This is a genomic window from Micromonospora sp. NBC_01638 (assembly GCF_045209745.1).
Classification (GTDB): domain Bacteria; phylum Actinomycetota; class Actinomycetes; order Mycobacteriales; family Micromonosporaceae; genus Micromonospora.
The window spans coordinates 6,605,862-6,619,888 of the sequence record NZ_CP109273.1; the positions used below are offsets into that span (position 1 = coordinate 6,605,862).

At 70.5% G+C, this 14,027-nt stretch carries 15 protein-coding genes; 13 read left to right on the forward strand and 2 right to left on the reverse strand.

Going from position 1 to position 14,027, the window contains the following annotated elements; genetic code table 11:
* The first annotated feature begins 327 nt into the window (after positions 1-327).
* Genes OG811_RS30675 through hypD form a run of 12 tightly spaced genes read left to right on the forward strand, consistent with a single transcriptional unit; the run spans position 328 to position 9,142 of the window.
* On the forward strand, positions 328-1,737 hold the full coding sequence (locus tag OG811_RS30675; protein WP_406070727.1) for a hypothetical protein: 1,410 nt from the start codon (positions 328-330) through the stop codon (positions 1,735-1,737).
* Entirely contained in the window at positions 1,734-2,330 is a 597-nt protein-coding gene (locus OG811_RS30680) for a hydrogenase maturation protease (protein ID WP_406070728.1), read from the forward strand. The genes OG811_RS30675 and OG811_RS30680 overlap by 4 nt, the downstream gene beginning before the upstream one ends.
* The gene (locus OG811_RS30685; protein ID WP_406070730.1) at positions 2,323-2,679 is read left to right on the forward strand and encodes a hydrogenase/urease maturation nickel metallochaperone HypA; all 357 of its coding nucleotides are present in this window, start codon (positions 2,323-2,325) and stop codon (positions 2,677-2,679) included. The genes OG811_RS30680 and OG811_RS30685 overlap by 8 nt, the downstream gene beginning before the upstream one ends.
* On the forward strand, positions 2,679-3,218 hold the full coding sequence (locus tag OG811_RS30690) for a hemerythrin domain-containing protein (RefSeq protein ID WP_406070732.1): 540 nt from the start codon (positions 2,679-2,681) through the stop codon (positions 3,216-3,218). Before OG811_RS30685 ends, OG811_RS30690 begins: the two co-directional genes overlap by 1 nt.
* Complete coding sequence (locus OG811_RS30695) at positions 3,215-4,339, forward strand: hydrogenase expression protein HypE (protein ID WP_406070733.1); 1,125 nt, start codon at positions 3,215-3,217, stop codon at positions 4,337-4,339. Before OG811_RS30690 ends, OG811_RS30695 begins: the two co-directional genes overlap by 4 nt.
* Complete coding sequence (locus OG811_RS30700) at positions 4,336-6,135, forward strand: nickel-dependent hydrogenase large subunit (RefSeq protein WP_406070735.1); 1,800 nt, start codon at positions 4,336-4,338, stop codon at positions 6,133-6,135. Before OG811_RS30695 ends, OG811_RS30700 begins: the two co-directional genes overlap by 4 nt.
* Positions 6,128-6,727 (forward strand): hypothetical protein, encoded by a 600-nt coding sequence (locus OG811_RS30705; RefSeq protein ID WP_405431473.1) that lies wholly within the window; start codon positions 6,128-6,130, stop codon positions 6,725-6,727. The genes OG811_RS30700 and OG811_RS30705 overlap by 8 nt, the downstream gene beginning before the upstream one ends.
* Positions 6,724-7,359: a DUF5947 family protein gene (locus OG811_RS30710; RefSeq protein WP_406070737.1), complete on the forward strand. Its 636-nt coding sequence runs from the start codon at positions 6,724-6,726 to the stop codon at positions 7,357-7,359. The genes OG811_RS30705 and OG811_RS30710 overlap by 4 nt, the downstream gene beginning before the upstream one ends.
* Before the next feature lie 14 nt (positions 7,360-7,373).
* Positions 7,374-7,577 (forward strand): hypothetical protein, encoded by a 204-nt coding sequence (locus OG811_RS30715; RefSeq protein ID WP_302764264.1) that lies wholly within the window; start codon positions 7,374-7,376, stop codon positions 7,575-7,577.
* A 27-nt stretch (positions 7,578-7,604) separates the two neighbouring features.
* The gene (locus OG811_RS30720) at positions 7,605-7,706 is read left to right on the forward strand and encodes a DUF6893 family small protein (RefSeq protein ID WP_405431469.1); all 102 of its coding nucleotides are present in this window, start codon (positions 7,605-7,607) and stop codon (positions 7,704-7,706) included.
* Positions 7,707-7,728: 22 nt separating this feature from the next.
* Positions 7,729-8,001 (forward strand): HypC/HybG/HupF family hydrogenase formation chaperone, encoded by a 273-nt coding sequence (locus OG811_RS30725; RefSeq protein WP_354973770.1) that lies wholly within the window; start codon positions 7,729-7,731, stop codon positions 7,999-8,001.
* 13 nt (positions 8,002-8,014) lie between these two features.
* On the forward strand, positions 8,015-9,142 hold the full coding sequence (gene hypD, locus OG811_RS30730) for a hydrogenase formation protein HypD (RefSeq protein ID WP_406070739.1): 1,128 nt from the start codon (positions 8,015-8,017) through the stop codon (positions 9,140-9,142).
* 122 nt (positions 9,143-9,264) lie between these two features.
* On the opposite strand, the gene OG811_RS30735 is transcribed toward hypD, so the two are convergent.
* Entirely contained in the window at positions 9,265-10,401 is a 1,137-nt protein-coding gene (locus OG811_RS30735) for an RNA-guided endonuclease InsQ/TnpB family protein (protein WP_406070741.1), read from the reverse strand.
* A 98-nt stretch (positions 10,402-10,499) separates the two neighbouring features.
* Between OG811_RS30735 and hypE the strand changes: the two genes are divergently transcribed.
* Complete coding sequence (gene hypE, locus OG811_RS30740) at positions 10,500-11,651, forward strand: hydrogenase expression/formation protein HypE (protein ID WP_406070742.1); 1,152 nt, start codon at positions 10,500-10,502, stop codon at positions 11,649-11,651.
* A 95-nt stretch (positions 11,652-11,746) separates the two neighbouring features.
* Here the strand turns inward: hypE and hypF are convergent, their stop codons facing one another.
* Entirely contained in the window at positions 11,747-14,026 is a 2,280-nt protein-coding gene (gene hypF / locus OG811_RS30745; protein WP_406070743.1) for a carbamoyltransferase HypF, read from the reverse strand.
* Between the last annotated feature and the right edge of the window lies 1 nt (position 14,027).

A 14,027-nucleotide genomic window follows, 5' to 3' on the forward strand; every position in this document is an offset into this window, starting at 1 on the left:
GGGTCGCTCCACTGACGACACCCGGTAACGCGGGCTCACCAACCGTCCGCTGCCCATAGGTGGGCAGCGGATCAGCAGGTTGGGCAGGCGAGCTCGCGTCTGACACGCCATCTGAAGCTGGTATTCCCTCCGCACGTGCGCGATCACCGCTCCGCGGATTGCTGGTAGCCGCTGATCTCGATGTCTGCCGCCGGGTCACCTGGTCCGGTGAGTGCGCTCGGCACCTACCGGCGGCACGCACTTACGGCCGCCTGCTGGGACGGGTTAGACCAGGGTGACCGCTTGCCGCAGCGGGTTTCGAGCAGGCCCTGAAGGGGGTTGAGCACCGTGCCGACCGATCGCCCCAGTTCCCGGATCGACCGCGCCGAGGCGGTCGCGGACGCGATCCTGTACGAGGGCTATCTGCTCTATCCCTATCGGCGCTCATCGGGCAAGAACCGGGTCCGCTGGCAGTTCGGGGTCCTGGTGCCCCCGATCTGGGCGGCGGCGCACGGCCTGGTCGACAGCGGCGTGGCCGGCTCCGCGGAGTCGCCGTGGCAGCAGACCGAGTGCCTGCTGGAAGCGCCAGACCTGGCAACCGTCCGGATCCGGCTGCGGTTCCTGCACCTGCAACGCAAGCTGACCGAGCAGCGGACGGCCGGCGGGTACCGGCCGGTCGACCGGATCGAGGTCGGTGGCCGCACGGAGCTCAGCTTCGACGAGGCGGTGCCGCGGGAGTTCGACATCGAGGCGTCGGTGGGTGACCTGCGGCGGGGCCGCCGGCTGGACGTCCGGGTGCCGGGTGGGGAGGACGTCGAGCCGCTGGTCGACGACCGGGGCGAGCCGGTCGGGCGGGTGGTGCGCCGGCGCTGGCCGTTGTGCGCGTCGGTCACCGTCTCCGCCGCCCCGGCCGAAGCGCCGTTCCCCCTGCTGCGGCTCGCGATCCGCGTCGAGAACACGGACGGGACCATCCCGCCGGACAGCCCACGGGACGAGATGTTGCGCCACTGCCTGCTGGCGGCCCACACGCTGGCCACGGTCAGCCGGGGGCGGTTCCTGTCCCTGCTCGACCCGCCAGAGTGGGCCCAGTGCGCAGCCCGGGAGTGCCGCAACGTGCACACGTTCCCGGTGCTCGCCGGCGAAACTGGCAGCGCCGACGTGCTGCTCTCGTCGCCCATCATCCTCTACGACCACCCGCAGATCGCGCCGGAGAGCCCGGGTGACCTGCACGACGCGGCCGAGATCGACGAGATCCTCTCGTTGCGGACGCTCACGCTCTCCGACGCCGAGAAGCGCGAGGCGCGGGCCACCGATCCCCGGGCCGCCGCGATCGTCGACCGGGTCGAGGCCATGCCGCCTGCGGTGTTCGAACGGTTGCACGGCGCCATCCGGGCCCTGGCGCCCGTACGCCGGGGTGGCGATGCCGCCCCCGACCCGGAACAGCCGTGGTGGGAGCCCGGCGCCGATGACGGGATCGCACCGAAGACCGAGACGGTGCTGGTCGCGGGCGCTCTGCTGGCGCGGGGCAGCCGGGTCCGGTTACGGCCCCGCCGGCGGGGCACGGACGCCCACGACATGTTCCTGGAGGGTCGTACCGCCCGTGTGGAGCAGGTGCTGCTCGACGTGGACGGGTCACGATTCCTGGCCGTGACGGTGGACGACGACCCGGGCGCGGAGCTGCACCAGTGGTACGGGCGCCTGCGCCACTTCCGTCCCGAGGAGGTCGAACCGTTGACCGGAGAGGTGGCGACCCCGTGAGCGGCGCCGTGAGCAGCCCCGGCGGCGGGCGGATCCTGGTCGCCGGCATCGGCAACATCTTCCTCGGCGACGACGCGTTCGGCGTCGAGGTCGTCCGGCGGCTGAGGGACGCGGTCCTCCCACCAGGGGTGGATGTGTCCGATTACGGCATCCGGGGGATGCACCTGGCCTACGATTTGCTGGACGGCCGCCACGACGTGCTGGTCCTGGTGGACGCGTTGCCGATGAACGAACCGCCCGGGACGTTGGCCGTACTCCAGGTGGACCTCGACGATCCGGGCTGGACGCTACGGCCGGCCGACGTGCTGGACGCGCCCGCCGCCGACGCGCACGGCATGGATCCCGAGTCGGTGCTGCGCCTGCTGCGCGGCCTGGGCGGGAGCGTCGACCGGGTCCTCGTGGTGGGTTGCCGTCCCGCGGTCCTCGACGAGCGCATGGAGCTGTCGGCTCCGGTGGCTGCCGCAGTCGACGAGGCGGTCCGGACGGTGACGGGCATTTTACGGGAGGAAGCCGCGCGGCTGGGGCGCGGCGAGGGGCCTGCACCAGGCACGCCCGCAGACGGCAGCGAACGGGGGGTGAGCACGCATGCATGAAACGGGTCTGTCAGAGGCGATCGTGGCGGCGGCGGTACGGCGGGCCGCCGGCCGCCGGGTCACCGGGCTGCGGGTGCGCATCGGTGGCCATCCGGTCGACCGCGACGTCGTCACGCAGGGCATACAGCTGGCCGCGGCCGGCACGGTCGCCGCGGACACCGCCGTCGACCTGGTGCTCGAACCGATGACGGTGGCCTGCAACGGCTGCGGCCGCAGCGGGCCGGTCGACGACCACCTCGCGATGGTGTCCTGCCCCCAGTGCGGGGGCGTCGACATCGACGTCACCGGCAGCGACGACGTCGTACTGGAATCGATCACGGTGGACAGCGCCGGACGGGGGGCGGTCTGATGGACGCCACGGAGTTGCTCCGGCACGACCACCGCGTGGTGGAACAGCTGTTTCGGGACTATCGGGCAGCGGAATCGGACGCGCAGCGCCGCGGCGTCGTGGAGATCCTCATTCGCGAGCTGTCGAAGCACGCCGCACTGGAGGAAGTTCTCTTCTACCCGTTCGCCGCGAAGGTCCTGGCTGACGGCCAGGTCGACCGGCACCTCTCCGGGCACCGGCCGATCAAGGAGTTGCTCCTTGAGCTGGACCGCAGCCGGACCGGTGATCACGCGCAGGACGAGCTGATGGAGCGGCTGGCGTCCGCCGTCGCCCGGCATGTGCAGGACGACGAGAACGAGCTCATGCCGCAGCTGAGCGCCCGGGCCGACGAGCAGGCCCTCCGCGAGCTGGGCCAGGAGATTGACCACGGCAAGCAGCGGGCCCCGACGCGCCCGCACCCGCACGCGCCGGACAAGCCGCCGGCGCTGGCCCTCGCGGTGCCGGTGGCGGCCATCTACGACCGGCTGCGGGATCGGATGCAAGGGAGGCCACCCACATGACGCAGGGCACGGGCGACGACACCGCGGTGATTCCGCAGGAGAACGGGTTCGACGAGGTCACCATTCTGTGGATCTCCGAGGGCATGAGTTGTGACGGAGATACCGTGTCGATGACGGCCTCCGGTCAGCCGGCGATCGAGGACGTCGTGCTCGGGCTCATTCCCGGTCTGCCGAAGGTCAACCTGCACAACAAGGTGTTGTCGCCGACCGCCGGCGGCGAGGAGTTTCTGGCGCCGTACCGGAAAGCGGCCCGTGGGGAGATGCGCGAGCCGTTCATCCTCGTCATCGAGGGTTCGGTCCCGAACGAGAACATCAACGGCGACGGATACTGGACGTCGTTCGGCAACGACGAGACCACCGGCGAGCCGCTGACCGTGAACTGGTGGATCGACCAGTTGGCGCCGAAGGCGTGGGCGGTCGTCGCCGCCGGCACCTGCGCGACGTACGGCGGCATCCACGCCATGGCGGGCAACCCGACCGGCTGCATGGGCCTGGCCGACTATCTCGGGTGGGACTTCCGGTCGCAGGGCGGCCTGCCGATCGTCAACGTGCCCGGCTGCCCGATCCAGCCGGAGAATTTCATGGAGACCCTGACCTGGGTGCTCTACCACGCCGCCGGCTCGGCACCGCCTCCGCCGCTGGACCACATGCTGCGGCCGCAGTGGCTGTTCGGCAAGACCGTGCACGAGGGCTGCGACCGGGCCGCCTACTACGAGCAGGCCGACTTCGCCAAGGACTACAACTCGCCCAAGTGCCAGGTGAAGATCGGCTGCTGGGGGCCGGTCATCAACTGCAACGTCCCGAAGCGCGGCTGGATGGGCGGCGTGGGTGGCTGTCCCAACGTCGGCGGCATCTGCATCGGCTGCACCATGCCGGGCTTCCCCGACAAGTTCATGCCGTTCATGGACATGCCTCCCGGTGGCAGCCTCTCCACGCTGATGATCAAGCCGTACGGCGCCCTGATCCGCCGCCTGCGCAGCATCACCAACGTGACCGCGAACAAGGAACCGAAGTGGCACCACAACGGTCCTGAGCTCACCAGCGGCTACAACCCCCGGTGGCGCCCATACGCTCCAGCAGATCCCCGTCGGCAGGCGGCAATGGAAAGGAACAAGCCGTGACCGCGACGAGTCCGAAGCCGGCCGTTGGCCAGGAATCCAGCGAGCTGGTGGAGATGGCGTGGGATCCGATCACCCGGATCATCGGCAACCTCGGCGTCTACACCAAGATCGACTTCACGAATCGGGTGGTCGCCGAATGCCACACCACGTCGTCGCTGTTCCGCGGCTACTCGGTGTTCATGAAGGGGAAGGACCCGCGGGACGCCGGCTTCATCACCAGCCGGATCTGCGGCATCTGCGGCGACAACCACACGACCTGCTCCGTGTACGCGCAGAACATGGCGTACGGCATCAAGACCCCGCCTCTGGCCGAGTGGATCATCAACCTCGGCGAAGCCGCCGAGTACATGTTCGACCACACCCTCTTCCAGGACAACCTGGTCTTCGTCGACTTCTGCGAGGCGATGGTCAAGCAGACCAACCCGAGTGTGCTCGCCCTGGCGGAGAAGACCGCCGCGCCCGGCCGGGACATCCACGGTTACCGGACGATCGCCGACATCATGCGGGCCTACAACCCGTTCGAGGGCGAGGTCTACAAGGAGGCGCTGAAGGTCAGCCGGACGACCCGGGAGATGTTCTGCCTCATGGAGGGCCGGCACGTCCACCCGTCGACGGTCTACCCCGGCGGCGTCGGCACCATGCCGCAGCCGTCGCTGTTCACCGACTACCTGAGCCGGCTGATCAGCATCCTGGACTTCGTGAAGAAGGCCGTCGCCCTGAACGACGACATCTTCGACTTCTGGTACGAGGCGCTGCCCGGCTACGAGGAGGTCGGCCGGCGCCGGGTCCTGCTCGGCTGCTGGGGCGCATTCCAGAACCCCGATGTTGTCGACTACCGGTACGAGACCATGACGAACTGGGGACGGGCGATGCACGTCTCGCCCGGCATCGTCGTCGACGGCAAGCTGCTCACCACGGACCTGGTCGACATCAACCTCGGCATCCGCATCCTGCTCGGCAGCTCCTACTACAAGGACTGGGTGGGCGAGGAGGAACCTTTCGTCAAATACGACCCGCTCGGCAATCCGGTCGACATCCGCCACCCGTGGAACCAGACCACCCTCCCGGATCCCGGCAAGCGCGACTTCGGCGACAAGTACAGCTGGGTGATGAGCCCCCGCTGGTTCGACAAGAACACCGGGGACCATCTCGCGCTGGACACCGGTGGCGGCTGCTTCGCCCGGCTGTACACCACGGCGCTGGCGAAGATGGTCGACACCCCGTATGTCAAGTCGACCGGGCAGAGCGTGCTGATCTCGCTCCCGAAGAGCCAGACCCTGCCCGAGATGACGCTGGAGTGGAAGATTCCGAAGTGGTCGAACGCCCTGGAGCGGGACCGCTCGCGGGCCTACTTCATCGCGTACGCGGCGGCCATGTCGCTGTACTTCCTGGAGCGGGCGATGGAGCGGATGCGCGCCGGGGACATGCGGGTCTTCACCGAGTTCGACGTGCCGGACGAGGCCATCGGGTGCGGCTTCCACGAGGCCGTACGCGGCACCCTGTCGCACCACCTCGTGATCAGGGACCGCAAGATCGCCAACTACCACCCGTATCCGCCTACGCCGTGGAACGGCAGTCCCCGCGACAGCTACGGCACTCCAGGGCCGTACGAGGACGCGATCCAGAACATGCCGATCTTCGAGGAGAACGGCCCGGACAAATTCAAGGGCGTCGACATCATGCGGGCGGTGCGCAGCTTCGATCCCTGCCTGCCCTGCGGCGTGCACATGTACGTGGGCGGCGGCCGCACCCTCAAGAAGATCCACTCGCCGATGTTCGGCGCGTCGCATGGGTGAGCAGCCGGACCTCCCGCGGCTCGACGATGCCGCCGTCGAGCCGCGGCTGGCCCGCCTGGACGCCGTGCTCGCCCAGCTCGAGCAGACCCCGGGCCGCACCGCCGAGCTGGCGCTGGAGGCCGTCGAGGTGCTGACCGAGGTGTACGGCGAGGCGCTGGCCCGGGTCACCGACCTCGCCGCCGGCAGCCCCCGCGCGCTCGACCGGCTCACCGACGACGAGCTGCTGCGGCACCTGCTGCTGTTGCACCGTGTCCATCCGGATCCGCTGGACCGGCGGGTGGCGCGGGCGGTCGACGACCTCCGGCCGCAGCTGCACGCGCAGGGTGCCGAGATCGCGCTGATCGGTGTTCAGGACGAGGTGGCGCGGATCAGCCTGTCCGCCAGGTCGTGCGGCGGTGGCGGCGCGGCCCTGGGGGATCTGGTGCGGGAGCAGGTGCTGACGTTCGCGCCGGAGCTGTCCGCCGTCGACGTGGTGGCGCCCGCGCCGGCTCCGGCACTGATCCCGGTCACCGCTCTGTGGCAGCGGCCGGACCGGCCCGAGGCGGCGACGACGCGCGCCGCCGGGCCGCTGGCGTTGGGTGGCGCGACATGACCACGGGCGCGCTGCAGCGGGCGATCCGCCGCGCCGGGCAGCGCGCGGCCACGGTCGACCGCTGCGGCATGTGCGCCGGGCCGGTCGGCCCCGAACACCGGCACGTGTGGGACGAGCAGGACGGGGAGCTGATGTGCGCCTGCACCCCGTGCTCCCTGCTGTTCGAACGCGAGGCGGCCGGCGGCGGCCGGTACCAGCTCCTCCCCACCCAGGGCAGGCGGTTGACCGGGCTGTCCGCCGACGAGCTCGGCGTGCCGGTCGGCCTGGTGTTCTTCGTGAAGCAGCCGGACGGCCGGGTGCTCGGGCACTACCCGAGCCCCCTCGGCACGACCGAGTCGGAGATCCATGCCGGCGCCTGGCGGGCCATCGAGGCACGCTCACCCGCGCTGGCCGAGCTGACGCCACGGTTGGAGGCGTTCCTGGTGTGGACCGGCACGCCGCACGGCGGCGGCCAACAGCGGCACGGCGGCGACCAACAGTGGGTGGTGCCGCTCGACGACTGCTTCCGGCTCGTGGCGCTCATCCGGCAGCACTGGACGGGCATGTCCGGGGGAAGCGCGGTGTGGCGGGAGATCGCGAAGTTCTTCGACGATCTCGGCCGACGGCATGGTCGGCCGTCCGGTAACGACTGATGGAGGGAACGGTGATGGGCGAGATCCGAGTGGGCGATCCCGATGTCGAACTCGACGCGCCGGCGCACACCAAGGGCGTCGAGGAGGGCAACTCGCGGAGAAGGAGGCAGTCGGGCCATCACGATGACGGGACGGTGGATGCCCGCCGCTCGACCGGCATCCGGCCCAAGAAGCACGGCCCGATCCTGCCGATCATGCCGAACCTGCCGCCGGGTTGAGCCGGCGTGGTCCGAAGGAGGTGAGCTGTGCGAAAGCTGTTGGCGTTGGTGGCCGGCGTCGCCGTGGTGGGACTGTTCTGGAAGGAACTTCCCGCGCTACGGCGCTACATGAAGATCGAGAGAATGTGACCGGGGAAGGACGAACGAGCCGATGTGCCTAGGAATCCCCGGCGAGATCGTCGAAATCAAGGCCGGCCGCGACGACCTCGCCATCGTGGACGTCGTCGGCGTCCGGCGGGCGATCAGCATCGGCCTGCTCGGTCAGGATCAGGTAGGCATCGGAGACTGGGTGCTCGTCCATGTCGGGTTCGCCATGTCGAAGATCGACGAGACCGAGGCGGCCGCCACGTTGGCGATGCTGGCCGGCCTCGGGCAGGCGTACACCGACGAGCTGCAGGCGCTCGCCGAATCCGACATCACCTAGGAGCGGTGGTTCCATGCGTTTCGTCGACGAGTACCGCGACGCGGACAAGGCCCAGGCGTTGGCCACCCAGATCGCCGCATTGTGCGAACCGGGACGGCAGTACAAGTTCATGGAGGTCTGCGGCGGTCACACGCACACCATCTACAAGCACGGGATCGAGGACTACCTGCCGGAGCAGGTCTCACTCGTGCACGGGCCGGGATGCCCCGTCTGCGTGATCCCGATGGGCCGGATCGACGACGCCATCGCCCTGGCCCACGAGCCGGACGTCATCATGACGGCGTTCGGCGACATGATGCGGGTGCCCGGTGGCACCGGCTCGTTCCTCGACGCCAAGGCGGCCGGCGCGGACATCCGGATGGTGTACTCGCCGTTGGACGCGCTGAAGATCGCCCGAAACAACCCGGACCGCCGGGTGGTCTTCATGGCGATCGGGTTCGAGACCACCTCACCGTCGACCGCGGTGACCGTGCTGCGGGCGGCAGCCGAGGGGATCGACAACTTCTCGGTCTTCTGCAACCACGTCACCATCCTTCCGGCGATCAAAGCGATCCTCGACTCACCGGACCTGCGACTCGACGGCTTCCTCGGGCCCGGGCACGTCTCCACCGTCATCGGCTGCCGACCGTACGAGTTCATCGCCCGCGACTACGGCAAGCCGCTCGTATGTGCCGGGTTCGAACCGCTGGACCTCCTGCAGTCGGTCTTCATGCTGCTCAAGCAGCTCGCCGAGGGCCGCTGCGAGGTGGAGAACCAGTACACCCGGGTGGTGCCCTGGGACGGCAACCTGCGGGCGCTGGAGGCGATCGGCCGGGTCATGCAGCTGCGACCGTACTTCGAGTGGCGCGGCCTCGGCTTCATCTCGCACTCGGCGCTGCGGATGCGGGACGAGTACGCGGCGTACGACGCCGAGCGGCTCTTCGACGTGCCCGGGGTACGGGTGGCCGACCCGAAGGCCTGCCAGTGCGGCGAGGTGCTCAAAGGGGTGCTCAAGCCCTGGGAGTGCAAGGTGTTCGGCACCGCGTGCACGCCGGAGACCCCCATCGGCACGTGCATGGTCTCCTCGGAGGGCGCGTGCGCGGCCTACTACAACTTCGGCCGCTTCACCAGGCAGCGGCTGACGGAGGCGGTCCGAGCTTGACATCCTCCCGGCCCTGAAGGGGCCGGGATTCTCACGGTCACCCGTGAGGTTTCCTGTTTCATCGCCGACTGCCTTTCCGGGAGGATTTTCCCTTGAGGTCTTACATCAGCTCCGCAGGCGTTTCACCTCTCCGCCAGCCCGGCGGCGAGGATGTTCTTGGCAGCGTTGATGTCCCGGTCGTGCCCTGCCCCGCAACCCGGGCACGTCCAGGTGCGCACGTTGAGGGTGAGCGTGGTGTTGATCCGCCCGCACACCGAGCAGGTCTTGGACGACGGCAACCACCGGTCGACGGGGATCCCCTCACGCCCGTACCAGGCGGCCTTGTACTCCAGCATGGCGCGGAACTGGGACCAGGCCGCGTCGGAGATGACACGGGCAAGGCGGCGGTTGCGGAGCATGTTACGCACGCTGAGGTCTTCGATCACGACCGTTTGGTTCTCACGGACGAGTCGGGTGGTCAGCTTGTGCAGGTGGTCCCGCCGCCGGTCGGCGATACGGGCATGAATACGGGCCACCGTGAGCCGGGTTTTGGCCCGGTTGTTGGAGTCTTTCTGTTTGCGGGCCAGGTCCCGCTGGGCCTTGGCGAGCTTGCGCCGATCGGCCTGCCCGTAACGCGGATTGGCCACCTTCCCTTCCTCGTCGCTTATTCCGGGGATCGGGCGGGACAGCGTGAGCAGACTGGTGATGCCCGCATCCACGCCAACCTCGGCATCGACAGATGGCAGCGGCTTCACGGTCGGGTCCTCGACCAGGATGGACACGAACCAGCGGCCGGCCGCATCTCGGGACACGGTGACCGTGGACGGTTGCGCCCCTTCGGGCAGGGGCCGGGACCACACGATGTTCAGCGGGCCGTTCATCTTGGCCAGAGTGAGCTGACCATCGCGCCAGCGGAAGGCGGAGCGGGTGTACTCCGCCGACGCCCGCGACTTGCGTTTGGACTTGAACCGAGGGTACCGGGCCCGCTTGTCCCAAAACGCCGCAAACCCGGCCTGCAAGTGCCGCAACGTTTGCTGCAACGGCACCGACGACACCTCGTTCAGAAACGCCAACTCCTGCGTGCGCTTCCACTCCGTCAGCCACCCCGAGGACTGCACGTACGTGGTGCGCTGACGGTCCACCACCCACGCCCGGGTACGCGCCTCCAACGCCCGGTTGTACACCTTCCGCACGCACCCGAAGGTGCGGTTCAACTGCCCAGCCTGCTCAACAGACGGGTAGAAGCGGTACTTGTACGCCCGCTTCACCACCCCACCCACGCCTCACAATTTACCGTCCACGTACGACAACCCATCGAAGGGAGGGAGCGGCGTTTCCTCCCGGCCCCGAACGGCCGAGTTTCCACGCCGCAATTCCGATGACGACCGAACGCACCGCCGGGCGGGCCGAGCGCCCGGTGGCCGAGGCGGAGGCGACGACCGAGCGCGAGCCGGGGCGGCTGTCGCCGGAGCAGCAGGTGCTGAAGCGCATCGAACGGGCCCGCCGGCGCGCGCCGAAGATTCGGGAGAGCCGGATCACGCTCGCGCACGGCGCGGGTGGGAAGGCGACGCACAGCCTGGTCGAAGGGCTGTTCGTCGAGGCGTTCCGCAACCCGACGCTGGAGGCGCTCGAAGACTCCGCCGTGCTCTCCGTGGGCACCGGCCGGCTGGCGTTCACCACCGACTCGTACGTGGTGTCGCCGCTGTTCTTCCCCGGCGGGGACATCGGCGACCTCGCGGTCAACGGCACCGTCAACGACCTCGCGGTCAGCGGTGCCCGGCCGCTGTACCTGTCGGCCGGGTTCATCCTGGAGGAGGGCTTCCCCGTCGCCGACCTGCGGCGGATCACCGCCTCCATGGCCGCCGCCGCCGCGCGCGCCGGAGTCCAGGTCGTCACCGGCGACACGAAGGTGGTGCAGCGGGGCAAGGCCGACGGCTGCTACGTCAGCACGGCCGGCGTCGGGGTGCTGGAGCGGCCGCTGAGCCTGGGCGCCGCGCACATCCGCCCGGGTGACGCGGTCGTCGTCTCCGGGCCGATCGGCGACCACGGAATCACCATCATGCTCGCCCGCGGCGAACTGGACATCGCCGCCGACCTCGCCTCGGACACCGCGGCGCTGCCCGGACTGGTGGACGCCCTGCTGGACGCGGCTCCCGGGGTGCGGCTGCTGCGCGACGCCACCCGCGGCGGTGTGGCGACCGTCCTCAACGAGATGGCGCAGGCGGCGCAGGTCTCCGTCATCGTCGACGAGGCGTCCGTACCGGTGCGTCCGGCCGTGACCGGCGCCTGTGAGCTGCTCGGCATCGACCCGCTCTACGTGGCGTGCGAGGGACGCCTGGTGGCCGTGGTGGACGGCACGCAGGCGGACGCCGCTCTGGCGGCGCTGCGCGGCCACCCGCTCGGCGAAGGTGCGGCGGTGATCGGCCGCGTCGCCGCCGACCCGCCCGGAATGGTGCTGCTCAGGACCGCGTTCGGGGGCACCCGGGTGGTCGACATGCTGGTCGGCGACCCACTCCCCCGCATCTGCTGACGGCGGTCGCGGGGCCAGCCGGCGGGCACGGCGCGCGCCGCGGCCACCCGGCGGGCACGGCGCGCGCCGCGGCCACCGCTGATCGCGCCGCGAGGTCAGCCGGCCGGTGCGGCCCACGCCGCGGCCAACACGGCCTGGCCGAGTGAGATACCACCGTCGTTGGGTGGCACCCGCGAGTGCACCAGCACCCGGAAGCCGTCCCGCTCCAGCCCGCTCACCACCCGGTCGAGCAGCAGCACGTTCTGGAAGACCCCGCCGGAGAGCGCGACGGTGGTCAGTCCCGTGTTCTCCCGGACGGCTCCGGCCGACCGGACCACGGCGTCCGCCAGGCCATGGTGGAAGCGTGCGGCGATCCGGCCGGGATCCACGCCGGCGAGCAGGTCGTCGACCACGCACCGGACCAGCCCGCGCCCGGCCTCCAGCAGCGGCACGGGGCCGCCCGCCTCAACCGGGTAGCCGCCGTGCTCGTCACGGTCGGCCCGCTGCTCCAGGGCGATCGCGGCCTGCCCCTCGTACGTGACACGGTCGTGCAGGCCGAGCAGCGCCGAGACGGCGTCGAAAAGCCGGCCGGCGCTGGAGGTACGCGGCGAGTTCGTCCCGGTCCGCGCCAGCGCCACCACCGCGGGCCACTGCCGCTCGTGCCGGCGCAGCACCGGCAGCTTTGGTACGGCGTCGCCGTAGATCTCGTCGAGGTAGGCCGCCGCCATCCGCCACGGTTCGCGTACCGCTGCGGCCCCACCCGGCATCGGCAGCGCGCCGAGGTGACCGACCCGCTCGAACCCGGTGAGGTCCGCGATTAACAACTCCCCGCCCCAGAGGGTGCCGTCCGGGCCGTAACCGAGACCGTCGAAGGCGACGCCGATCACCGGGCCGGGGTCGCCGTTGTCGGCCAGGCAGGACGCGATGTGGGCGTGGTGGTGCTGGACGCCGAGCAGTTCGACGTCATCGCGCTGCAGGGCGTACTTTGTGGACAGGTACTCGGGATGCAGGTCGTGGGCGACGACCGCCGGCCGGACGTCGAAGAGCCGGGTGAAATGCGCGATGCCGTCGGTGAACGCCCGCAGCGTCTCGTAGTTCTCCAGGTCGCCGATGTGGTGCGACACGAACGCGCGCCGTCCCTTCGCCACGCAGAAGGTGTTCTTCAGCTCCGCGCCGCAGGCCAGCACCGGCCGGTCGAACCGCCACGGCAACGTGATCGGGGCGGGCACGTAACCGCGGGACCGCCGTACCGGCAGTTCCCGGCCGCGGAACACGCGGACCACCGAGTCGTCGGTCCGGACGTGGATCCGCCGGTCGTGCACGAGGAAGCCGTCCGCGATCGGCGCAAGCCGGCGACGGGCGTCGTCGTCGCGGTGCGCGATCGGTTCGTCGGAGACGTTGCCGCTGGTCAGTACGATCGGCATGCCCAGCCGCCCGAGCAGCAGCTGGTGCACCGGCGTGTACGGCAGCAGCACCCCCAGCTCGCGGTTGCCCGGCGCCACCGACCCGGCGACCGGGGCGTCGGCGCGGCGGGGCAGGAGCACCACGGGACGGCGGGCGCCGGTGAGCACCGGCTCGGCCGCCGCCGCCACGTCGACCAGGGTGCGTGCCGTCGGCAGGTCGGCGGCCATCACGGCGAACGGCTTCTCCTCGCGGTGCTTGCGGGCGCGCAGCGTCGTGACGACCCGATCGTCGTCGGCTCTCGCGGCCAGGTGGTAGCCGCCGAGGCCCTTGACCGCGACGATCCGGCCGTCCCGCAGCCACCGTACGGCGGTGTCCAGGGGGTCACCGGGGACCGGGGCGCCGTCGGCGGTGACGAACCGGAGGGCCGGACCGCAGGCGGGACAGCACACCGGCTCGGCGTGGAAGCGGCGGTTCCGCGGGTCGGCGTACTCGGCGGTGCACTCGACGCAGAGCGGGAACCCGGCCATGGTGGTGGTGCGGCGGTCGTACGGGACGTCCTCGACGATCGTGAACCGCGGGCCGCAGTTGGTGCAGTTCGTGAACGGGTAGCCATGGCGCCGGTCCGCCGGGTCGGCCAGCTCGGCGAGGCAGTCCGGGCAGGTGGCGGTGTCCGGGGAGATCAGGGCGTCCCGGCCGGCGCCGATGACGCTGCTGACGATGGCGAAGCCGGGCCGGCCGGTCGGCGGGACCGGCTCGGTGGTGAGCCGCTCGACCTCGGCGAGGGTCGGCGCCCGCCGACCGAGGTCGGCCACGAAGGCAGCCAGCCGTTCCCCGTCCCCTTCGACCTCCACGAAGACGCCCGCGGTGTCGTTGCCGACGAAGCCGGCCAGGTCGTACTCGGTGGCGAGCGCGTGCACGAACGGCCGGAAGCCCACCCCCTGCACGATGCCCTCGACGCGGACGTGCACCCGCCGCACGCTGGCCAGGTCCATG